The sequence below is a fragment of the Desulfobacter curvatus DSM 3379 genome (genome assembly GCF_000373985.1).
GTDB lineage: Bacteria > Desulfobacterota > Desulfobacteria > Desulfobacterales > Desulfobacteraceae > Desulfobacter > Desulfobacter curvatus.
Genome location: NZ_KB892968.1, coordinates 1 through 22,276, shown reverse-complemented (window position 1 = coordinate 22,276; position 22,276 = coordinate 1). Strand labels below are relative to the sequence as shown.

Here is a 22,276-nt window from a genome sequence, read left to right as displayed (position 1 = left end):
TTATAAATAAGTGGCATACCGTTTTACAATGGCTTTTATAAAAGGCAAAAGAGGAGCGCACATATGGAAAAGACACCCGCTGTATCAACCCTTAAAGCCGGATTTGAAAACAGTTTTGCAGCGCTTCCGAAAAAATTTTATGAACCAAGCATGCCTGAACCCGTACACGGCATTGTGTTGCAAAAATATAACCAAAAGCTGAGCCGGGAACTGGGGTTTAATTTTACCACAGAGACACCGGAACTGGCAGACTGCCTTGCAGGCAATCTTATTTTTTCAGATGCCACGCCCATTGCCATGGCCTATGCAGGGCATCAATTCGGCAACTTTGTTCCCCAGCTTGGCGATGGCCGGGCCATTTTGCTAGGAGAAAAAATTACCCCGGACGGAAAACGCTTGAATATTCAACTCAAAGGTTCCGGCAGAACCCGGTTCTCACGGGGCGGAGACGGCAAATCACCACTGGGACCGGTCATCCGTGAGTACCTCGTCAGTGAGGCGATGCACAGGTTGGGAGTGCCGACCACCAGGGCCCTTGCCATCGTTTCCACAGGAGAACGAATTCTGCGTCCGGATGGAATCCACCCGGGGGGGATTATGACCAGAGTTGCATCGGGATTGGTCCGGGTAGGCAGTTTCGAATATTTTGCCGCCCGGGGCGATGACGAGGCAATACACCAGCTTGCCGACTACGTGATTGCCCTCCATTATCCTGACATTCTGGAAAAAAAAGACCGTTACAGGCAATTGTTTTCATCAGTGGCCACACGGCAGGCCCGGCTTGTGGCCAAATGGATGCAGCTTGGATTTATTCACGGGGTCATGAACACGGATAACACCTCAATTTCAGGGGAGACCATTGATTATGGGCCTTGTGCCTTCATGGATTATTATGACCCCGACATGGTCTTCAGTTCCATTGATACCATGGGAAGATACCGTTATGCCAATCAAAGCAGGATCATGAAGTGGAACCTGCGCTGTCTCGGTATTTGTTTACAAACGCTGTTAGGAAAAACAGATGAAGAAGCAATGGATGTAATTGATGCCGGCCTGGCTAAGTTTGAACAGGAATTCCTTTGGGCCCAGAAGGCCGGCATGCTCCAAAAAATCGGGATAGAAAAGCCCGCTGATCAGGACTCCTCTCTTCTTGGGGAACTGCTTGCCCTGATGCAGAACCAAAAAGCCGATTTTACACTAACGTTTCGCTATCTGGCAGATCATATTAAACAAGGTTCAGATATGACACCGCAATTTCAAGCATTGTTCAACGAACCGGATGCGGTTGCGGCATGGCTTAAATCTTGGCAGTTGCGCCTGGCTATAGAAAATAGTCCCGAAGTCATCCAGGCAAAAATGAACCGGATCAATCCCCTTTTTATTCCAAGAAATCATCGGATTAACAAGGCGATTGAGGATGCGGAAAACAAGGATGATTTCAGTCAAGTACACCTGCTGGCAAATGTTTATGAAAATCCTTTTACGGAACAGCCGGATTTCACAGACTACGCCCAAGCACCGGCTGGCGAAGAACGGGTGACCCGGACCTTTTGCGGCACCTGACACAAAATTTGTTTATGGATGAATAATTTAATGAAAATGGCTGCTATTTCATCTATTTACTTGACAAAGAAGGGGATTCTATTCCATGCTATTAATAACTTCGAATTTATTTCTATTCTAACCCGAAAGGTAAATTCCTGTGAATAACGATAAAAAATTTACGGTAATGGTGGTAGATGATGTCCAGGAAAATATCGATATTCTCGTTACGGTTTTAGGAATTCAATATAACGTAACCATGGCCATGGACGGTAAATCCGCTCTGGCGCACATTGCCAAGGAGCTGCCCGATTTGATCCTTCTGGACATCATGATGCCGGAAATGGATGGTTTTGAAGTCTGTCGACAGCTTAAAAGTCAAGCCGATACCAAGGATATCCCCATCATTTTCCTGACGGCCAAGACCGATGGGAAAAGTATTGTAGAAGGATTCCAGGCCGGCGTGGTGGATTACATAACCAAACCGTTTAATGTAACCGAATTGCTGGTGCGTGTGAAGACACAGCTTGAGATAAGCCATTCGCGAAGAGAGATGACAAGAATTAATGCAAGGCTGGAGCACCTGACGATTCATGACGATCTAACCGGCCTTTACAACACGCGTTATCTGTACGAGGCCTTGTACCAGCTGATTGAACAAAGTAAGGCTGAAAACCGATCCTTTGCTCTGCTTTTTATGGATATTGATAATTTCAAACATGTTGTGGACACTTACGGGCATTTAAACGGCAACCGGGCACTTCGCGAAATTGCCGAAACCATCATGGAATCAATTTCAAAACCATGCTACGGAGTGGCATACGGTGGAGATGAATTTGTTATTGTATTACCTGGATTCAATAAGGAGCAGGCAATAAAAACCACCGAGAGCATTCGTACCCGGATGAAAGAGACAACGTATCTGGGCAGTGAAGGATGTAACGTGAAACTGAGCGCCAGCTTCGGCATCGCAGCTTACCCTGACGATGCAACAGAAGCAAGAGCGCTGCTTAAACTGGCGGACCAACTGATGTTCAGAATCAAGGAAACAAGCAAAGACGCCATCGGCTGCCTTTCCAATACATCCGGTTCAGATCAACCCCAACCCCCAAGTACCCTGATGAATTAGTGCTTGGACGACTCATCTAATGAGTCGTCCAAGCACAGGGGGGGGGGCACAAAATTGACGATCAGTCATAAAAAGACTTGATCAGTCCCAGCACATAGTCAATATCAACTTGGGTGTGGCAGGCATTAATTTGAAACCGTATGGTTTCATCTCCCTTGGGAACAACCGGAAAGGTTAAGCCCACCACCAGCACACCGTTTTCGTAAAGGAAATTTACAAGATCATGGGTTCTGCCGGTATCCCTGACCAAGAGAGGCACCACCGGATGGGGTCCTTTAATTGATTCAAGCCCCATGTTAGTTAGGCCGTTGCGAAAGGCAGTGGTGATTGTGCCTAAATGATCCAGAAGGTCCAGGCCCTGGTCACTGTCACAGATATCAATGGCAGCCAGGGCAGCCGCGCAGTCTGCAACGCTCAATGGATTTGTATAGATATAGGTATCTGCCTTTTGGCGGACCGCTTCGATAATAGCAGCACTTGCTGCAATAAACCCGCCGTTAACCCCGAAGGCTTTGCCGAAAGTGCCGACAATGACGTCGGGCCTGGCCCCGGTATACTCGCTGGTTCCCCGGCCCGTTGGGCCATAGGCTCCGATGCCGTGTGAGTCGTCCACCACAGTTATCACCCCGTCCTTGAACTTATCATCATAGGGTTTGCAGACGTTGATAATTTCGTCAATGGGGGCAAAATCGCCACGCATGGAAAAAATACCGTCAAAGATCACCACGACACGTTCGATGTCCGGGCCCACCGCATCAAGGCAGCGTTTCAGATCTTCCATGTCATTGTGTTTGAAAATACCCTTGTTACCGGAAGGGATATTTGAAATACGCATGGCCCTGATAATGGAATTGTGATTGAGCTGATCCCCTATCCAGTGTGTTTCGGCGCTGGAGATGGATAAGGCCAGGCCACAATTGGCTGTATAGGCCGAGTTAAAAATTTTTGCACAGGGTTTACCGACAAATTCGGCAATTCGTTGTTCCAGTGCAGCATGGTAACTAAATGTTCCGTCTATGAATCTTACCGCACCAGGGCCCACACCAAATTGCCGGGTTGCTTTGTCCGCGGCCTGAATAAGCGCCGGATGGGCGGATAAAGACAGATAAGAGTTTGAATTGAGCCGGATATATTCCTTGTCGGATCCTTCAAGCCGGTACCTTGGCCCTGAATCGTTTTTTGGGGGGATATATTCCGTGATAATTCTTTCCGGGGCTTTTGCCCTGCCTTCAGCGGCCAGAGCGGCAAGTTCGGTTTGAAGGCTTTTGTCCAGTTTATCTGTTGTCATATGAAGACCTTTTATAGTTTTATGAGAAAGTCTGTGTCACTGACACAGACTTTTCGACACCGTTGTGGGCTGAGCCTGGGTGTTGACGGACCAGGTCGGCCCATGGCCGTTATTCCCAATCCAGTATCACTTTTCCTGAATGTCCAGACCGCATAACATCAAATCCTTTTTGAAATTCAGTGTAATGGAACCGGTGGGTAATTAAAGGGGAAATATCAAGGCCGCTTTGAACCATGGCAGTCATTTTATACCAGGTTTCAAACATCTGCCGGCCATATATCCCTTTGATGGTAAGCATATTAAAAACAACTTTGTTCCAATCCATGGGAATTTGATCGGGCAGAATGCCGAGAAGCGCTATTTTGCCGCCATGAAACATATTATCCAGTATCGAGTCAAGCGCTGCAGGGCTGCCGGACATTTCCATGGCCACGTCAAATCCCTCTTTCATGCCAAGTTCTTTTTGAACCTGGGTCAGGTTTTCTTTTTCCGGATTTACGACCCGGGTGGCCCCGGCCTTTTTGGCAAGCCCCAAACGAAAAGGGTTAATGTCCGTTACCACAATGTTTCTGGCCCCTGCGTGTTTTGCGATGGCCGCAGCCATGCATCCTATGGGTCCTGCGCCTGTGATCAGTACATCTTCGCCAAGAACGTCAAAGGTTAACGCCGTATGGACAGCATTTCCCAAAGGGTCAAAACAAGCCAGAACGTCCAAGGGAATTTTTTTATCGCAAAACCACACATTGGTAACCGGGATGGATAGATACTCGGCAAAGGCACCGGCCCGGTTAACACCCACGCCTTTTGTGTCCCGGCACAGATGACGGCGTCCCGCAAGGCAGTTTCTGCAATGGCCGCAGATGATGTGGCCTTCTCCGGAAACCAGATCCCCGGGCTTGCAATCTTTTACATGGGAACCTACAGCAACAACTTTTCCCACAAATTCGTGTCCAATGTGCATGGGCACGGGAACATTTTTTTGGGACCATTGATCCCAGTTGTAAATATGCACATCCGTGCCGCAAATAGCCGTCTTTAAAGTTTTGATAAGCACTTCGTTGTGATTTATGCCGGGAACCGGTATTTCTTGCAGCCAGAGTCCTTCTTTGGGCCAGGCTTTTACCAAAGCTTTCATGGTATTGGGAATAGATGGATTCATGGTAAGAAAAATCCTTTTTTTAAAAGGTTTTCTTATATCCTGCCGTTCTTTGTATTAAATGTCAATGGCAGTGTTTTGTATGTTAGACAAGGACAAAAGGCTAGTAATCAATTCCAAGTGTTCGTCCCACGGCAAACGGGGTACACTGCAGCCCGATGCTGCCGTTTTTTACCCAGAGCCGGACCATGGAGATCGAATCCCCTGAAGGACTTGTAATGCGGGGTTGTTCCTCTATTGATAGAATATCTTTTAGTTTAAAATCATAGTAAAAGGTGTGCTCACCAAATGGGTCTGCCACCAGAATAACGCGTTCTTTTCCATATGGATGTTTTTTGGGTGATCCATAAAATGAGCAGCAGTTTTTTTTATCAAAGTCCATGTTTCTGACATATTTCTTCAGTTCAAAGGCATCTTTAAGTTCAAGAAATTTTTTAATCTCCATACAAGCGCTCCTTGATTTAATATCAGTTGACTGGATTCCCCCTACCCTATTAGAAAGCATATAAACCTCTACCTGTAGGTGTCAAGACAAAAGACCACACATCCAGGCTAAAAAATACAGGCAACAGCAAGATTAGATTACGACCAGGAGCAGGCCGTTAATAAAAAAGCGCCATCTTCTTTGGTTGACAAGATTTCACTGCAGCCGACTGCAGTCGTAACCTTGACACCTTGAAGATGACGCTTCATCCCCGAAATTGCCCGAATGGTTTGCTATCTTTAGCAAATGGCGCTTTTTTAAGATTGCAACATATCTTTATGGGCAAAAAATCCGGAATCCTTCAGGTTTCGTCGTATCCAATTTAATGATCAACGCATTAGAAGTCGATCTGCCATTTCATGCCGCAGTAAAAATTTTCAATGTCGCCGTTTTCTCTGCCGTCAAAGAAACCAACTTCAGGGACAACGAACACGCCGGGGGCCAGATTGATGGTGGTATTAAGATAGTATGTGGCGGATTGATCATCATCGTTGTCATCAAGTTCGGTCTCATTATAGCCGTAACCTGCTTCAACAGTAAAGGTGTCATTAATTTTATAACCGGCAACCAGCATGAAACCAATACATTCGTTATCAAGAAATTTTCCGTTGGAATATTCTGCAAAACCATCATCCCAGGTATGATCGCCGTCAACTGAAATCCAGATTAAGTTACCGGCATTTTGGCCATAGTAAACATCGCCTTTCATGAAAAAACCCGCCATATCAAACTGAACGCCTAAAGCCAGAACATAGGAATCAATATCCTCTTCGTCTCCACCAACAGTGGCCTCAAAGGTACTGTAGCCGGCACCGAAGTCCAGTTTAACCATGTCAAGGTCCAGGGTGTAATCCACTTCAATGGCAGGAATCAGGACTTGAGTGGTTCCGTTAAAGGCTGCATCGTCGTTGTTTACAGTGTCGTCCGGGTTAAGAATAGCAATTTTAAAGTCTCCAAAAGTCAGACGGAGCTGAGGTGCGCGGTGGGAATAAACAGCACCCTCTGCCAACAAATCGCAATCGTCACCATAGACCTGATTGGACCAAAGCCAGCTCAGGGGAGCATAATCCTGGCCCACTAGTAATTTACCGGAGCCAAAGTCCCATTCACCATAAAGCAAACGGATATTGGCATCACCGCCGATAGTCCCGTATTCAAAACGCCCTGTCAGTTCGTCAGACACTTTAACCCTTGCACCGATACGAGCGTTGGTCTGAAGGCTTTCGGAATATTGCAAATCGCCGTCAGGGCCTGATTCATCAGTATTAGACCAGAAGGTGCTCAGACGGGCACTCCCATAAAAATTCCATCCTACTGAGTTCGTTGATGCATAGGCAGAACCCGCCATCAAAACAATTGCCGCCAAAACTACAAAAACCTTTTTCATCTCTTTCTCCCTTTAAGAGTATTTTATAAATATACAACAAAACCTGATTGGCTCAGAGTCCTACGATGATTGTTAGATTTTTGTCAACCTTTTTGTTTCTGTATATAGAATTTATACAGAAAAATATAGAATTTAAATAGCAAAAATAAAAAAGCAGCGTTTCGAGGCGGCCCGAAACGCTGCTTTATTTAGAGATAATCCTTTACCGGTGCCCAATTACCTGTCGGCATCAGGCAAGATCAAACCGGTCAAGATTCATAACCTTATCCCATGCCGCAATAAAATCTGTCACAAATTTTTCCTGGGCATCTTCGCCGGCATATACTTCACACAACGCCCGGAGCTGGGAATTTGAACCAAATACGAGATCCACACGGGTACCGGTCCATTTCAGCGTACCGGTGGTTCGGTCTCGGCCTTCAAACACCATATCGTCATCGGAACTGGGTGCCCATATCGTTCCCATGTCCAATAGGTTCACGAAAAAATCATTGGTCAAAACGCCGGGATGCCGGGTCAAAACGCCGTGCCGAACCTGTTTGAAATTGGCATCCAGAACGCGTAAGCCCCCGATGAGCACGGTCATCTCCGGTGCGGTCAATGTCAGCAATTGGGCTTTATCCACCAGCAGCTCCTCTGCCGGAACCGAATATCTTTGCTTAAGATAGTTGCGAAATCCGTCGGCCATGGGTTCGAGTACAGCAAAAGAGTCAATATCAGTCTGATCTGCTGAGGCATCCGTGCGTCCCGGAGAGAACGGCACGATTACATTAAATCCGGCATCAACAGCTGCTTTTTCAACTCCTGCACATCCGGCCAGCACAATCAAATCCGCCAGGGATACTTTCTTCCCTCCGGTTTGGCTGTTGTTGAACGCCTGCTGAACGCCTTCAAGGGTTGTAAGCACAACAGTAAGCTGATCCGGCGCATTCACCGCCCACCCATTCTGGGGGGCTAAACGGATGCGAGCCCCGTTCGCCCCACCCCGTTTATCCGAGCCGCGAAATGTTGACGCAGACGCCCAGGCTGTAGAAACCAGCTGGGACACGGTCAATCCTGTGGCCAAGATATTTCGTTTGAGTTCGGCGATATCTTTTTCGTCAACCAGTTCATGGTCTGCCTGGGGCACCGGATCCTGCCAGATGAGATCCTCTTGGGGAACATCAGGGCCAAGATACCGGGTCTTGGGTCCCATATCCCGATGGGTGAGCTTGAACCAGGCCCGGGCAAAGGCATCGGCAAACGCTTCCGGGTGCGCCATAAAGTTTCGGGAAATGGGCTCGTAAATCGGATCAAATCGCAGGGACAGGTCTGCGGTGGTCATCATGGGACGGTTCTTTTTGGATGGATCATGTGCATCGACCACCATATCTTCATCCGCGACATCCTTTGCCAGCCATTGGTAGGCACCGGCGGGACTTTTGACCAGTTCCCACTCGTATTTAAACAGCACCTTGAAATATCCCATGTCCCATTGGGTGGGATTGGGCTTCCAGGCGCCTTCGATACCGCTACCGATGGTATCCCCGCCCTTACCGCTGCCGAAACTGCTTTTCCACCCCAGTCCCATCTCTTCAAGCGGGGCCGCCTCTGGTTCCGGTCCGACCAGAGCTGCATCACCAGCCCCGTGGCATTTGCCGAATGTATGGCCTCCGGCCACCAGGGCCACGGTCTCTTCATCGTTCATGGCCATCCGGGCAAAAGTTTCCCGCACATCAATACCCGAGGCCACCGGATCTGGATTGCCGTCCGGCCCTTCGGGATTTACATAGATTAAGCCCATCTGTACGGCAGCCAAAGGATTTTCAAGATCACGTTCCCCGAAATACCGGCTTTTGGGCTTATCGCTGGTGGCCAGCCACTCCTCCTCTGCCCCCCAGTAAATATCCTCTTCAGGTTCCCACACATCTTCACGGCCGCCGGCAAATCCAAAGGGTTTAAGCCCCATGGATTCAATGGCGCAGGTCCCGGCCAGCACCATGAGATCCGCCCAGGAAATTTTGTTGCCATATTTCTTTTTAACCGGCCACAACAATCTTCTGGCCTTATCAAGATTTACGTTATCCGGCCAGGAGTTCAACGGGGCAAACCGCTGGGTGCCGGTGCCGGCTCCGCCCCGGCCGTCCATGGTACGATATGTACCGGCGCTGTGCCAGGCCATCCGGATGAACAGCGGGCCGTAATGCCCGTAATCTGCAGGCCACCACGCCTGGGAATCGCGCATTAAATCAAACAGGTCTTTTTTTACGGCTGAAAGATCAAGTTTTTCAAATGCGTCCTTATAGTTAAACAAATCCCCCAGGGGATTGCTTTTCCGGTCATGCTGGTGAAGTATTTTCAAATTTAACTGATTGGGCCACCAGTCACGATTGGACATTCCCTTGCTTTTCGACCTTCCTAAACTTTTATTACCGGTAACCGGGCATTTTCCTTTTTCATTCATAACAGAATCTCCTTTAAATAATGTACGTTACATAAGGACTCGGCTGTTGAAAAACAGCCCTGTTATTTTGGGGTCACTTTTCGATAACAACTATTAAATAATAACTATTATCATTTAATAAGGTAATTCAAAAGTTGAAAAATCCAATAATAATTTCAAACAGGCTTTTATAAGCGATTCAAAATAGAAAAAAATATTGCTGTCAGACGCCTATCTTTAAACAGGTTACAGCAAAAAAACGGGGAATTTCAATTTATTCTTCTTTGGACTGGCAGTCACTGCAAATGCCGAAAAAATCCAATCGATGATTCAAAATTTTAAAACGGGTCTCCCTGGCAACCTCATTTTTCATATCGTCTAAACTGTCCAGATCAGGATCAACAATTTTGCCACACTTGATACAGATAATATGGGGATGCGGATAGGGTTTCTTCCCGTCATACCGGTTGGATCCGTCAGGGAAACCAAGTTCAAGCACCTCACCAAGGGATTTGATAACGCTGATATTTCTGTACACCGTTGCAAGACTCATGGTTGGAAAATCTGCTTTAAGTTGTTCGTGTATGGTTTCAGCACTGGGATGCCCCACACTTTTTGCCAAAATTTTTATAATGGCGATCCGCTGGGGCGTTATTTTGTGACCATTCTTTTTTAGTTTGCAAAGTATGGTGTCAAATCTATTCTGTTCGTGGTTCAATAAGAGGCCTTCCAATTAAAAAATATGAACAGCAAGTAACACTAAATGCCCGGTAAATCAAATCGAATTATCCCCAAGCATTTTAGCCACCAGTTTCATATGTGCTTTCTCCATCTGGGCAATGGAAAAAAAGGCGTCTTGAGCCTCATCGGCTCCCTGGCGGCCTGCCATGGTGCGGTAAAGATCATAGGCCTGAATTTCAATGCTCAAAGCCATCTCAATGACATCAGTCCATGTAATCTCGTTGTTTGCGTGCAAGGCAGCCGTCACTTCTGAAAGAGGCAGGCCATTTTCAAGGATATCACCTTTCAACGCCGCATAAAGCGGCTCAAAGGGTGACGGATCTTCAACGGTTTGCTTCCAGTATGAATAAATAGTCCGGGCATGGGCAATTTCCGCCTTTGCCAGTTGTTCAAGGGGTGCTGTAAATCTTTCATCCGGAGCAAAGGAGAGAATGGTTTCATAAAACCGTTCTGCAGCTTTTTCCAGTTCCATTGCCTGATAAAGCAGTTTGTCATCGCTTTCCTGATAGTCAAATACCTCCAGCCGGGGAAAGCCTTCCAGCGAATGACCTTGGTAAGAGCGAAATCCACCTGTGATGTTGTAGGTTTTCCCGGCGTCCCTGCCGCTTTCTGCAGCCATAATACCGGCGACTTCAGAACGGGCGCCACTATGACAGTAAAAAAACAGGTCCTTATCCAAAGCAAGATCTGATAGATGATTACCCAGGGTGTTCAAGGGGATCAGTTTGGCCCCCGGCACATGCCCGGCTGTATATTCACGTTCCTGCCGGACATCAACCACTATAAAATCAGCTTCCTTGTTTACCGCGCGGTACTGCTCAAAATCCTCAAATGATATTTCTTTAAAATCGTCTTCTTCTATCATAATCCACCTACCGGATATTTAAATTTTTTTACTCAACAACGACCACGGGCCGTCCTTGGTCTATCTACACCCAGGCTTCGGCCCACAACGAATATTAAAACATCTCTGTGGGTTACAGAGAGTTTCTTATAAAAAACATACCGTAAAAAGCTTGGGCTATGTTTTAATCAGGGGCATGGGTTTGCAAACAGCAAACCCTTGTGCAAAATCAACCCCAATGTCACTTAATATTTCAATTATAGTTTTGTTTTCCGCGAATTCAGCAATGGTCTTTTTCCCCAGGAGATGTCCAATTCGATTAATTGTTTCAGTCATGGCTCTGTCCACGTTATCCTGTTCAATATTTTTCACAAAGCTGCCGTCAATCTTCAAATAGTCAACGGGCATATTTTTCACATAATTAAAAGAGCTTGCACCGATGCCAAAGTCGTCAAGAGCAAATTGAATACCAATTTTTTTGCATTTATTTATGAAATCCGTTGCCGCAGGAAAATTTCTCACAGCAACCGTTTCAGTTATTTCAAAGCAGATAGATGTCGGATCAATGTTGTGCTCGGTCATTTTTGTCTTTATGAAATCGTATAATTCAGGCGCGTTTATTGAAGCCCCGGAAAGATTGATATTTACTATCAGGCCGGCATCTGTGTCACCCACACGTATATTGTGAAATTCTGAAAAAACTTTATTGATGACCCACCGATCAATCTGTCGCATTAAGTTATACCGCTCCGCAGCCGGAAAAAAACGATCCGGTGGGATAATTTCCCCACTCTCAGACACCAGCCGTAAAAGAATTTCCAGATGCTGCCGGGGTCCTGCATGATCGCTTAATGTCTGGTAGGTCTGGTGATAAAGAGAGAAACGATCTTCTTCCAGTGCGGATTTCATACGTTCCACCCAACTGACTTCGTCGCGCTTGGCTTTCAATGCCGTTTTATTGTCCTGAAAAATACAAAGGCGGTGGCGACCGGAGTCTTTGGCCAAATAACACGCAGAATCAGCCTCTCTAATGACATCCGTGGCCTTAATACTATTACTGTTGACGGATGTCATGCCGATGCTTATCCCAACGGTATGAGTCTTGCCGTCATAAAGAAAATGGAAGTTTTTTACGACGCTAAGAATGCTGTTGGCGATTATTCGGCCGCGTTCTTCATCGCATCCATCAAGGAGAAGGCCGAATTCATCCCCGCCAAGACGTGCCAGGGAATCGCTGGTTCGAACCTGGGCGCCTATGAGCCGTGCTAATTGTATAAGCAGTTCATCGCCGGCATTATGGCCAGAGGTGTCATTGACAATTTTAAATCCGTCAAGATCCATAAAACAGAGCAGGCCATATCTTCCCTCAACTTGAGCCCGGTCGATTGCCTTTGCAACCCTTTCCTCAAATTCACGGCGATTAATCAGTCCGGTCAATGCATCATGGGATGCCTGCCAGGATTGTTGTTTCAGTCGTTTACGAAAAATAGTGACATCGCTTAGACAGAGAACACCGCCAATCAATTTTCCACTGTTATCCAGTAAGGGAACGGCCCGCTCTTCCACAGCTATTGTCCGGTTGTCATGGGAAATCAGAGAGCAATGCCCTTGGCAGGAAGCCTGTTCTTTTTCATGAATTGCCTTATAGAGTGCACTTTCAATCTTTGAATTGGTTTGGTCCTCAATCAGTGTCAAAATTTCAGATACGGCTTTCCCGTTTAATTCTCCGAATGAACGGCCAATCAGTTTCTCTGCAGCAGGGTTAAGATAAACAAGGCGCCCTTTTTTATCCGTACGTAACACCCCGTCGTGAATGGACTGAAGTGTGGCCTCTGCCTGTTGTTTCTCTTCATACAATTCAGCGGAAATCTGTCGAAGTTTCTTGACCGGGAGAAACCAGAGCACCAGCATAACTAAAGCGCCCACAACCAATCCCAACACACTGCTGATCAAAGTGTTGTGAATAACATGGGAAAGGCTCGCACTCACAACAACCTTTCCCATGATCTGATTTACATCATAGAGTGGGTAGCTTCGATGTATAAAAAGGCCATCTATAGCCTCTCCGGCCGAAGTCAGTTCATTTCCTTGATAATCGAAAATCTGGACATACTCGTTTTCCAATAAAACGGGTTCCCGGGCAAGGATTCCCTGCATGCGGTTCTCTGCAAACATCCATGTTTGGGGAAGTGTTGAGATCATTTCCTTTTGCGCATTGGCTTTAATTCGAGCCTTGAAAGTGATTTCTTTTGATAAATCACTGTATGCAACAAAGGCGGAAACCGCCGGGAGGCTCAAGACCACAACAAGGGATATGGTCAAGGATAAATGAAGGAGCAGTTGATCAAGCTTATCCGGGGTGGAAGGTCTCATAGGTTCTATGTTATTGAGGCGGATAACATCCGTTTTCTTTTAAAATATCAGTGCCTTTTTCAGAGAAAACAAAATCAAGGAAGGCGTTGACCTGAATAGAGCGTTCCATTGGGAGAATGAAATAAAACCGTTTGATAATGGGATAATCACCGGCAATGCAAGACTGAATGCTGGGTTCCACGCCGTCAAGTGTTAATGCATGGATATCTCTTTTTTCAGAGAGAATCAAAGCCAGGGATGTCACTCCGACGCTGCCGGGTGTGTTCTCAATCTTGTTCACCGCTTCTTGATCCGTTGAAGCGAAGAGAAATCCCTGCTGCTTTTCGGCAATATCCACCGCTTCTTTTAGTTCAGGAGAAAGGGATTTTATCTGTTTGGTATTATCGTCTCCGGCCTGGCGGATAATGGGACGAATGGTAGATCCGTCCGGCCATTGTTTTAAGACACCCTTATAGATATCCACCAGTTGTGCTTGTGTTACGGTATTAATATTTGCCCTGTTTGATACGGCAAAAACCGTTGGTGTACGCGCATATTCAATGGCAACGATTCCTTTTTCCAACTCAGCCTCTTTCAAAGGCCGGGCGCTGAGGCCGATCTGAATGCGACCTGTAGGGACTGCTTTTATGGCCCCGCTGCTTCCGATACTTGGCAGTACTTTAATTTGAGTTTCGGGATTGATTTTTTGGTATGCTTCGGCAAGCCACCTCATTGTACCAAGGGCATTACCGGTACCGCCTATTATTATGGCTGCTGAACAGGCAGTTGATGTGAAATAAAAAATTGTAAGTGTTAAAACGAATACCGCCAGAAAGCTGTTTTTCTTTGTTGAATGAAGCATCATGTTTTCCGTTTTTTCTATAAATAGATAAAAACGAAACTATAACGCAAACTGAATTAATTTAAAAGATTTTTAAAGTATGGACACAGAGCATTCGCATGGGAAATTGGCTTATTTTCATGAAATGTCGGGAGTTAATATTCTCCCATATAATCAACAAGCATGCCCGTGGTCTGGCGTAACCGCTGACTGATGAGCTTGGAGATTTTCCACATCAGTTGAACACCTAATTCCGGGTCATCCCGGGTCAGGAGAATCAAATTCTCCTGGGTCATGAAAAAAATTACGGTTTCTTTCACGGCAATACCGGATGCGGATCGTGGCTCACCGTCGATCAGAGCCATTTCCCCAAAGGTCTGGGAGCTGGTCAGGGTGCTGACCCTTGTATTCTCCTTGAGAATATCAATGGCACCCTTGACAATAATTCCCAGGCTTTTGTCCGTATCCCCCTCTTTGAATACGATGGCTCCCGGTTTAGCAATTACCGGTTCAATATAGAAGCATATTTTCTGGATGTGCTCCCAGGAGAACTCCCTGGCCCATTTTGTCTTCTGGAGTACATGGGCATATTTGGCATATTTTTTCAGATGAGAGTCTTCTGCCTTTTGCCGATTATTTGACTTCATGACTTTTTTCCGATCATTTGAAGATTGAATTAATTCAATATAAATTTTTGATCAACTGATGTCAATGAATCGGCGAAGACCTATTCTTCAGTAATAAATTCATCCAGCTTGGTAAAAAGGCTGTCAGGCCATTGTTCTGCGGTTAAAAATAGTTCCTTTTCTTCAGGGGTCAGACTGTCTTTGATGATAGGCGGCAGGCTTTCATATGCCTCTTGTCTCATTTTTTCTGTTTTTTTATCCATTTTTATCTCCAACATACTGCATTTTAAGCAAATAGCCTGGAAACCAACGCGGTGACGGCAGTTTCCACCCGTAAAATTCGTCCCCCCATGGTCATGGGTTCAAAACCTTGGTCCATAAGGGTCTGGACTTCGAGATCAATAAATCCGCCTTCCGGTCCGACCACAAGCACGGTCTCGGAATTAAGCCCTACCGGACAAGAAGTTTGCGCTTTGGGATGGGCAAGGATTTTGTTTTTGTTTCTACTCAGTTCCGGCAGCTCCTCTTTAACAAAGGGAGAAAAAAAACGTTTCAGGTGTACCCGGGGCTCAAGGGTATCCCTGGCCTGGCAAAGACCTAAGTCAAGATGACGCTGGATATCGAATTCAGATAATACACCTGAACTCCAAAAACTTTTCTCCACCCGCCGGGAATTGATCAGAAAAATTTTTTTTGCGCCTAAGCTTGCAAGGCTTTGAAGAATTCGTTTGAGCATTTTGGGACGGGGCAGCGCCAGCACCAGGGTCAGGGGCAATGGAGGCGGCGGGTCCTGGTCAAGACAAACCTGAATGTCAATGGATTGCCCATCCATCGACATGATTCGCCCCGTGCCCATTTTTGCATTTTTCTTTCCGCAGACAAGGGTATCACCGGGCTTTGCCCTGAGCACCCGGATGATATGTCTGCACCGGTCATCCTGGAGCCGAACCCGGCCCGGAGTTATGAAATCATGGTCTTCCAACAGGATAAGGTTCATGTCAAAAGGTTACGATTTCCATGTTTTTAATCAACGCCCGGAACTGCTTCATCCAACCAGCACCGCCCGTAAGCCGTGCCAGTTCCACAGCCATATGCACAGCGGTAACCTGGTTCTGGCGGCCTAATCCCTGGACACAGGACGGGCAGTTGGTCAATATCCTTGGCTTTGCCGTATCAAGGCCCTGACGCGCCTGTTCAACGGCATCCTGTTTCCTTAAAAACATGTTGTAGCTGATATCCGGCCTGGACAGGGCCATGGTTCCGGCTTCGGAACAGCAGTACGGCACGGTACGGGCATCTATACCTGCCTTGGTCAGCTGTATTATTGCCGTGCCCTTCAAACTGTCATGGCAGGGGGCGTGGTAAAGGCAGGTTTGGGGCTCCGCTGTTGTCAGACCATTTTCAAACAGATAGCCTGAAATATCATACAGATTTGCATCAAACAGGTCTGTTATACCCATATCGGACAAAGAATCCATGCAGGTGCCGCAGGAGACAATACAGCCGGAAAAATCAAGATCATTGAACATGTCCCGGATCTGGGTCATGATAATGCTGTTCTCAAGAGAGACCTTTTGGGCCTCCTTTATCCGGGCATTTACCTTTAACGGATATCCGCAGCACATATATGGCGGGGGAAGCACCACCTGGTGCCCCTGGGAAAGCAGCAGAAAAATACTTGCCTTTGAGATATTGGAGAACATACGCTCGCTGCCGCATCCTGGAAAATAAAACACCGTTGAAAGGATTTTTCCGGGGGGATTTATTAAAATGGCCTGGTTCCTGTCCGCAGAGGGCAGGTGCGCCCGAAGTGTGCTCAACCCAGGTTGGGACACTGGTGCGTGCAGCAATTGCAGCGATTTTGTTTCCTTTAACGCCGGTATTAAAGAAGCCGTTTTTGCAAATTTCGCTGCCGTACGCTGGACAGCACTGCCGGCTGTCAGAAGCCCTGTTCGAATGATCGGGTTCAGTGCCTGGTTGCGGTTCCCCAGATAGCCCAGGGTTAACTTTGTGGTTACGGGCGTATGCTTGAAATTCATTTTTTTAAGAATTTCACGTTCCTGAATGGAAATAACCCCGGAATCAATATTTACCGGGCACTTGTCAAAGCACTTGTGGCAGATGGTACAGTGATCGCCAATCTGTTCAAGGTTTTTCAGTACCTTATACTTTGTGGACTGGGTCCGCTGGGTAATGTAAAGCAAGGCCTCGATCAAAGCGCCCAAGGCAAGATTTTTATTCCTGGGATGGAAAAACATGTTTCTTGCCGGATAAAACACCGGGCACTGGGGCTTGCATTTCCCGCACCGGACACAATGGGAAATGTTTGCCGAAAGATCGGACAAATATCCATGCTTGAGGATCTGGGCCTCAAGTTTCAGAAGATTGAACGACGGGGTGAACACCTTGTTCAAAATATCCGGCTCGGACAGCTTCCCCGGGTTCATCAATCCGTTGGGATCCACTTTCTTGCGGTATGCCTCAAATCGGCGCACCTGATCTTTATCCAGGTATTTGAATTTGGTAACGCCGATACCGTGCTCACCGGAAACCACACCGTCAAGGGCCACAGCTTTTGCCATAACCTTGTCAGCGGTCATGTGGGCCCGGGCAAGCATCTCCTTGTCATTGGAAAACACCGGGATATTCACATGTACGTTACCGTCCCCGGCATGCATGTGGGTGGCGATGACAATCAGTCGGCTTAGTGTATCATTATAAACGTGCTCCACATTGGAGAGAATCAGGCTGTATCCGCGCAGATGGTCCTTGATTTGGCTGTGGAAATTTTTGGTGTGAATAAAGGCTTCCAGGGCGTCCCGTGACGCAATATCAAGCTTTTTGCGGATGCCGTAGGCAAGATCCTTGATCCTCCCTACTTTTTTCCCCAGCCACTCGGGATCGGAAAGGGGGATGGCCGTCTCCAGATATGTCAGGATATCTTGAATAATCCGGCCCTGGGTATATTTTTTTTCTTCAAGATTGGTGTCATCAACAAATCTGACAAAATCGGCCAGACTGTCAATGGGCAGAACAATATCTTCGTTGAGCTTGAATGCATTGGTATGGGCGGCAATGGCCCCCAGCCGTTTACGGTCTTCCCAGTAGCGGGCAGCTTCATTTCTATCCGATGCAATGGAAAGCCCGGTCTTGTCATAGGGTTCAAGGATCGTTTCTATTGTACCCATACCCTGGTCAAGAAGGAACAAGTCATTGGAAACCATGTCAATGAGTAATACGGCTTTGAGCCGGTCTCCCACAGACCGCTTGGTCTTGTATTTGATGGCCTTGATGTATTCTTCGTCAAAATGTTCCAGGGCCATGAGCGCAGGATCGCTGTTCTCAAACCGGGTGCAGATTTCCGTAATCACCTTACCTGCCTCGGTCATGTCATTGCCGAAAAATTCAATGCAGCAGGTGGCTTTGTGTGCAAACTCGGGGTAGAGGATAAATTCGGCCCAGGTGATAATGCCGTCACACCCTTCTTTCTGCACTCCGGGCAGACCGCCTAAAACCTTATTGGTGACATCCTTGCCCAGGCCTTTTTTACGGACATCCGCCCCGGTAAATTTAATGGTGTCCAGAATTTGCCCGTTTTCATCTTTAACCACAAAGTCAAGTGTATCCTTGTACAAGATTTTGCGTAAAGGATGGTCCTTGCGTACCACTGTCAACAATTGGCCGTCGGGCATGGTGATTCTGAAAGACAAGACATTATCAATGGCAGTGCCATAGAGCACGGCGGTTTTTCCGCCGGCGTTTTCCGCCAGATTGCCGCCAATGGTACAGGCCCAGGCAGAGGTGGGATCCGTGGCAAAAATATACCCCTGGGCAGCCGCCGCATCCTTGGCATCCTGGGTGATGACACCTGCTTCCATGGGCATCACGGCATACGCCCTGCCGTCCTTTGTTTTGCGATGTTCAACGGGAAAAATTGTGTTCAATTTCTCCGTATTGATCATGACGCAGTCCGGTGCCAGGGGCGTGGCCCCACCGGTCAGACCGGTACCCCCGCCCCTTGGAATGATATGAAATTTTAATTTTTTTAACTCTCTGACCAGCTTGGGAATCTGGTCTTCCCGGTCCGGCCGCAGCACGGCTACGGGCGCGTATCTTCGCCAGTCCGTGGCGTCCGTGACATGGGAAGTAATGTTAAAGGGATCAAAACATATGTTGGTCTTGCCCACCACAGGGGAAAGCCGCCGTGTTACCCGGGCCTGTTCCTTTGCAACGGCACTTATCTGGGCTTTAAGCTGCCGAAGTGAAGATCTACAGGCATCAAGTACAATGCGGGCCTCATCGTGTTCGATATGTTCGGCAATATTGAAAAGGTCTTTTTCAAATTCGGTAAACAGCCGCCGTCTCAGCATGAGATGTTCCACCAGTTCCTGGAACAAAAAGGCATTCCTTCGGATGACAAAAAGGTCCCCCATAAAACGGTGGAGAAGGCGGGAAGATCGACCTGTGCCCTTAAGTGTTTCCAGGACATGGATGGTTTTTAAGATTTCATTTCCAAACAAATGGGCAATGATCTGGTCGTCTTCGGCCGAGGTATAATTAAACGGTATTTTCCTAGAAGGATCTCGCATAATACTTATACTTCACATAACAGCCATAGGCTGAACCGGACCATCAATACCCAGGCTCACCCATAGCAAAAATAATATTTATTGGGCCTTCAATGTAAAAAGATGGCTATTCGTCAAACTTACTCGTTGTGTTCCCTTGTTTTATGGAATTCGATATCCGGCCATTCTTCCCGGGTAAATCCAAGCTGGTATTCGCTGGTAGTCAGAAAGGTTAAACGCCCTTCTGCATCCTGGGTCAGGCTGGATTCGTTTTTCCGGACAAACTCCTTGAGCCGTGATTCGCTTTCACATTCCACCCATCGGGCCACAGATAGGTCAATGGTCTCATATCCTGCATTGACATTGTATTCAGCCTTAAGCCGCGCCATGGTCACATCAAACTGGAGTACACCAACAGCACCTATGATATGCATATTGCCCTGCAAAGGACGAAATACCTGGATGGTACCCTCTTCCGCCAGCTGTGTGAGTCCCTTTGTCAGCGCCTTGGCTTTTAAAGGATCTTTAAGCAACACCCGTCTGAAATGTTCCGGCGCAAAATTAGGGATGCCTATAAATTTCAAGGGCTCTTTTGTGGTAAAGGTGTCTCCGATCTTAATGGTGCCGTGGTTATGGATGCCAATAATATCTCCCGGATATGCCTCTTCCACATTGGACCGCTCCTGGGCCATGAAAATGGTGGCATTGGCAATTTTGATATCCTTTCCAATGCGGTGGTGCCTAACCTTCATGCCTTTGGTGAATTTCCCTGAACAGATCCTGAAAAAAGCGATTCTATCCCTGTGCTCAGGATCCATGTTGGCCTGAATTTTAAAGGTGAATCCAGAAAACGCCGCTTCACAAGGATCCACATCCCGGGAGGCCGTGGGCCGGACCCCGGGGCATGGTGCAATTCGGACAAATGCATCCAGCATCTCACGGACCCCAAAATTGTTGATTGCTGAACCGAAAAATACCGGGGTCTGGGTGCCATTGAGGTAAAGGTCAAGATCAAATGGTTCTGCAGCCACGGAAAGCAGTTCCACATCCTCGCGCAGCTGATCCGCCGGGCTCTGGCCGATCATTTCAGTCAGCAAGGGGTCATCAAGATCCTCAATCAATACCCCATCGTCATTTTTAGGGGTGTATCCCGGTGTGAAAATCCCCAACTGCTGTTCTTCCAGATTATACACTCCTTTAAACCGTTTTCCCATGCCGATGGGCCAGGTTAAAGGAACGCACTCGATCTGTAGTTTATCCTCAATGTCCTGGAAAATATCAAGGGGCTCAAGCCCCTCTCGGTCGAGTTTATTAATAAAGGTGATGATAGGCGTGTTACGCATCCGGCATACCTCCATTAGCTTCTGGGTCTGGGGTTCCACCCCCTTGGCAGAATCAATGATCATCACGGCACAGTCAACCGCAGTGAGCACCCGATAGGTATCCTCACTGAAATCCTTATGTCCCGGGGTATCCAGAAGATTGATTTCATAGTCCTTATAGTTAAACTTCATCACGGAAGACGATACGGAAATACCTCTTTCCTGCTCAATGGATAAAAAGTCCGATGTGGCGGCCCTGGCCGCTTTTCTGGATTTTACGGCACCGGCCTGCTGGATTGCACCGCCGAACAACAGCAACTTCTCAGTCAATGTTGTTTTGCCGGCATCAGGATGGCTTATAATGCCGAATGTTCTGCGTTTTTTTATTTCCGGTAATAGTGTCTTATCTAATATCTTGTTTGTGGGGTTTGTCATTGATGTCTCTTTAACCTGCCCGATTCATGCAGAAGGCCTTGAAATAGTAAAATTAAGGGTGGAAATCTAACAGCTTTTTAGCATAGAATCAACCCTTTATACGTTTTGTAGCACAATAATAATTTAACATCACATGAAAACAGCAGGGATAAAATCCGAATAGCTACTATCCACCTGAGTTGGGTGCCCTTGTATAATTATCGCGTTGGATCCAACCTATCTCAAAATAACAGGCGGCCAAGCCAATCTTTCAAATGTAAAGCACCGGCTAAAAAATCTCTATTGCTGAAAATTTCCCATATTTTTAGTTTCTTTGATGAAGCATTATTTGAAACTCACTTGAAAATAAAAAAAATGCATCCATAACCATTTTTTATCTTGCCAAAACCCCATGGTTTTGGTAAAAAATTTTTCTGTTGCGCCCGTAGCTCAGCTGGATAGAGCAACGGACTTCTAATCCGTAGGCCACAGGTTCGAATCCTGTCGGGCGCACCACTAACACCAAGGGTTTTCAGCTTTTAGCCGAAAGCCTTTTTTATTTTGTGTGAGACTCTGTGTGAGAAAATTCACCAAAACTCTGATCCAAACAATTCACAGCGGCCCGCTCTCCATCACCAATCGAATGAAGATAAATTTCTGTAGTCAGGCGGTTTTCATGCCCAAGGATACGTTGCACTGTTCCAATGGGTACTTTGTCATGATCCAGCATCGAAGCCCCAAAGTGCCGTAATGCGTGGTATCTAAAATATTTCACCCCAGCTTTTGCACATAGGGTTGTCATTATTTTTTTGCGATCAATGTACGGACCTGAAACCCAATCACCGACTTTCTCACTCCAATATCGGTGCCAGAATACCCAAGGTTTATCTTGATCCCTTCTGATTATAACGGATTTTGGGGACATGTCCGTAAGCCTCCCAATGAACCCGAAATTAAAAGATTATGAAGCCAATTTTCGTGGTACTTAAATTCGTTAACTCTTTCAAAAGAACTTACATAGCCTTTTTGCTTTACTGTCCATGGATTGAGTGGAGCAAAATTTTGGATAAGAGCCCAGGCACGTATGCTAAGATTGGCAGATTTCATAGTGCCATGAAAATACTTGGTACTGAATAAATGACGGTCCATCCGCTGCATCA

Annotated in this window: 18 protein-coding genes and 1 tRNA gene; 3 read left to right on the top strand and 16 right to left on the bottom strand. The window is 46.8% G+C overall.

The genetic code is table 11. The annotated features are described in order from the left end of the window. The first annotated feature begins 63 nt into the window (after window positions 1-63). Window positions 64-1,563, top strand: a complete 1,500-nt coding sequence (locus tag B147_RS0106405; RefSeq protein WP_020586399.1) for a protein adenylyltransferase SelO — start codon at window positions 64-66, stop codon at window positions 1,561-1,563. A 139-nt stretch (window positions 1,564-1,702) separates the two neighbouring features. Then, entirely contained in the window at window positions 1,703-2,671 is a 969-nt protein-coding gene (locus tag B147_RS27630) for a diguanylate cyclase (RefSeq protein WP_020586398.1), read from the top strand. Between the two features lie 61 nt (window positions 2,672-2,732). Here B147_RS27630 and B147_RS0106395 read toward each other — a convergent pair whose 3' ends face one another. The 14 genes from B147_RS0106395 to B147_RS0106330 form a co-directional block, all read right to left on the bottom strand. Beyond that, window positions 2,733-3,959, bottom strand: a complete 1,227-nt coding sequence (locus B147_RS0106395; protein ID WP_020586397.1) for an aminotransferase class I/II-fold pyridoxal phosphate-dependent enzyme — start codon at window positions 3,957-3,959, stop codon at window positions 2,733-2,735. 109 nt (window positions 3,960-4,068) lie between these two features. Continuing rightward, window positions 4,069-5,118: an L-threonine 3-dehydrogenase gene (gene tdh / locus B147_RS0106390; RefSeq protein WP_020586396.1), complete on the bottom strand. Its 1,050-nt coding sequence runs from the start codon at window positions 5,116-5,118 to the stop codon at window positions 4,069-4,071. 100 nt (window positions 5,119-5,218) lie between these two features. Then, window positions 5,219-5,560 carry a hypothetical protein gene (locus B147_RS0106385; RefSeq protein ID WP_020586395.1) on the bottom strand — a complete coding sequence of 114 codons (342 nt, stop codon included), beginning with the start codon at window positions 5,558-5,560 and terminating at the stop codon, window positions 5,219-5,221. Window positions 5,561-5,936: 376 nt separating this feature from the next. Continuing rightward, on the bottom strand, window positions 5,937-6,986 hold the full coding sequence (locus B147_RS0106380; protein WP_020586394.1) for a porin family protein: 1,050 nt from the start codon (window positions 6,984-6,986) through the stop codon (window positions 5,937-5,939). A gap of 229 nt (window positions 6,987-7,215) precedes the next feature. Next, the gene (gene katG, locus B147_RS0106375; protein WP_020586393.1) at window positions 7,216-9,429 is read right to left on the bottom strand and encodes a catalase/peroxidase HPI; all 2,214 of its coding nucleotides are present in this window, start codon (window positions 9,427-9,429) and stop codon (window positions 7,216-7,218) included. Window positions 9,430-9,682: 253 nt separating this feature from the next. Beyond that, window positions 9,683-10,126 (bottom strand): Fur family transcriptional regulator, encoded by a 444-nt coding sequence (locus B147_RS0106370; RefSeq protein ID WP_020586392.1) that lies wholly within the window; start codon window positions 10,124-10,126, stop codon window positions 9,683-9,685. Between the two features lie 57 nt (window positions 10,127-10,183). Then, complete coding sequence (locus tag B147_RS0106365; protein WP_020586391.1) at window positions 10,184-11,014, bottom strand: rhodanese-like domain-containing protein; 831 nt, start codon at window positions 11,012-11,014, stop codon at window positions 10,184-10,186. A gap of 156 nt (window positions 11,015-11,170) precedes the next feature. Beyond that, the gene (locus B147_RS0106360; RefSeq protein WP_020586390.1) at window positions 11,171-13,366 is read right to left on the bottom strand and encodes an EAL domain-containing protein; all 2,196 of its coding nucleotides are present in this window, start codon (window positions 13,364-13,366) and stop codon (window positions 11,171-11,173) included. Window positions 13,367-13,376: 10 nt separating this feature from the next. Further along, entirely contained in the window at window positions 13,377-14,210 is an 834-nt protein-coding gene (locus B147_RS0106355) for a substrate-binding domain-containing protein (RefSeq protein ID WP_245568943.1), read from the bottom strand. 131 nt (window positions 14,211-14,341) lie between these two features. After that, entirely contained in the window at window positions 14,342-14,833 is a 492-nt protein-coding gene (locus tag B147_RS0106350; RefSeq protein WP_020586388.1) for a cyclic nucleotide-binding domain-containing protein, read from the bottom strand. An 80-nt stretch (window positions 14,834-14,913) separates the two neighbouring features. Further along, the gene (locus B147_RS32130; RefSeq protein WP_020586387.1) at window positions 14,914-15,075 is read right to left on the bottom strand and encodes a hypothetical protein; all 162 of its coding nucleotides are present in this window, start codon (window positions 15,073-15,075) and stop codon (window positions 14,914-14,916) included. Between the two features lie 23 nt (window positions 15,076-15,098). After that, window positions 15,099-15,809 carry a 16S rRNA (uracil(1498)-N(3))-methyltransferase gene (locus tag B147_RS0106340; RefSeq protein ID WP_020586386.1) on the bottom strand — a complete coding sequence of 237 codons (711 nt, stop codon included), beginning with the start codon at window positions 15,807-15,809 and terminating at the stop codon, window positions 15,099-15,101. 1 nt (window position 15,810) lies between these two features. Further along, a complete protein-coding gene (locus tag B147_RS0106335; protein WP_020586385.1) occupies window positions 15,811-19,401 on the bottom strand; it encodes a DUF3683 domain-containing protein in 3,591 nt (1,196 codons plus the stop codon). A 119-nt stretch (window positions 19,402-19,520) separates the two neighbouring features. Next, window positions 19,521-21,137 carry a peptide chain release factor 3 gene (locus tag B147_RS0106330; RefSeq protein WP_020586384.1) on the bottom strand — a complete coding sequence of 539 codons (1,617 nt, stop codon included), beginning with the start codon at window positions 21,135-21,137 and terminating at the stop codon, window positions 19,521-19,523. A gap of 418 nt (window positions 21,138-21,555) precedes the next feature. On the opposite strand from B147_RS0106330, the gene B147_RS0106325 reads away from it, so the two are divergent. Further along, window positions 21,556-21,632: transfer RNA gene (locus tag B147_RS0106325), tRNA-Arg, on the top strand. Between the two features lie 40 nt (window positions 21,633-21,672). On the opposite strand, the gene B147_RS0106320 is transcribed toward B147_RS0106325, so the two are convergent. Both B147_RS0106320 and B147_RS32345 read right to left on the bottom strand, forming a co-directional pair. Then, window positions 21,673-22,041 carry a tyrosine-type recombinase/integrase gene (locus tag B147_RS0106320; protein WP_020586383.1) on the bottom strand — a complete coding sequence of 123 codons (369 nt, stop codon included), beginning with the start codon at window positions 22,039-22,041 and terminating at the stop codon, window positions 21,673-21,675. Then, on the bottom strand, window positions 22,020-22,276 hold a 257-nt coding region (locus tag B147_RS32345), incomplete at its 5' end, for a hypothetical protein (RefSeq protein WP_083927826.1). The genes B147_RS32345 and B147_RS0106320, both read right to left, overlap by 22 nt.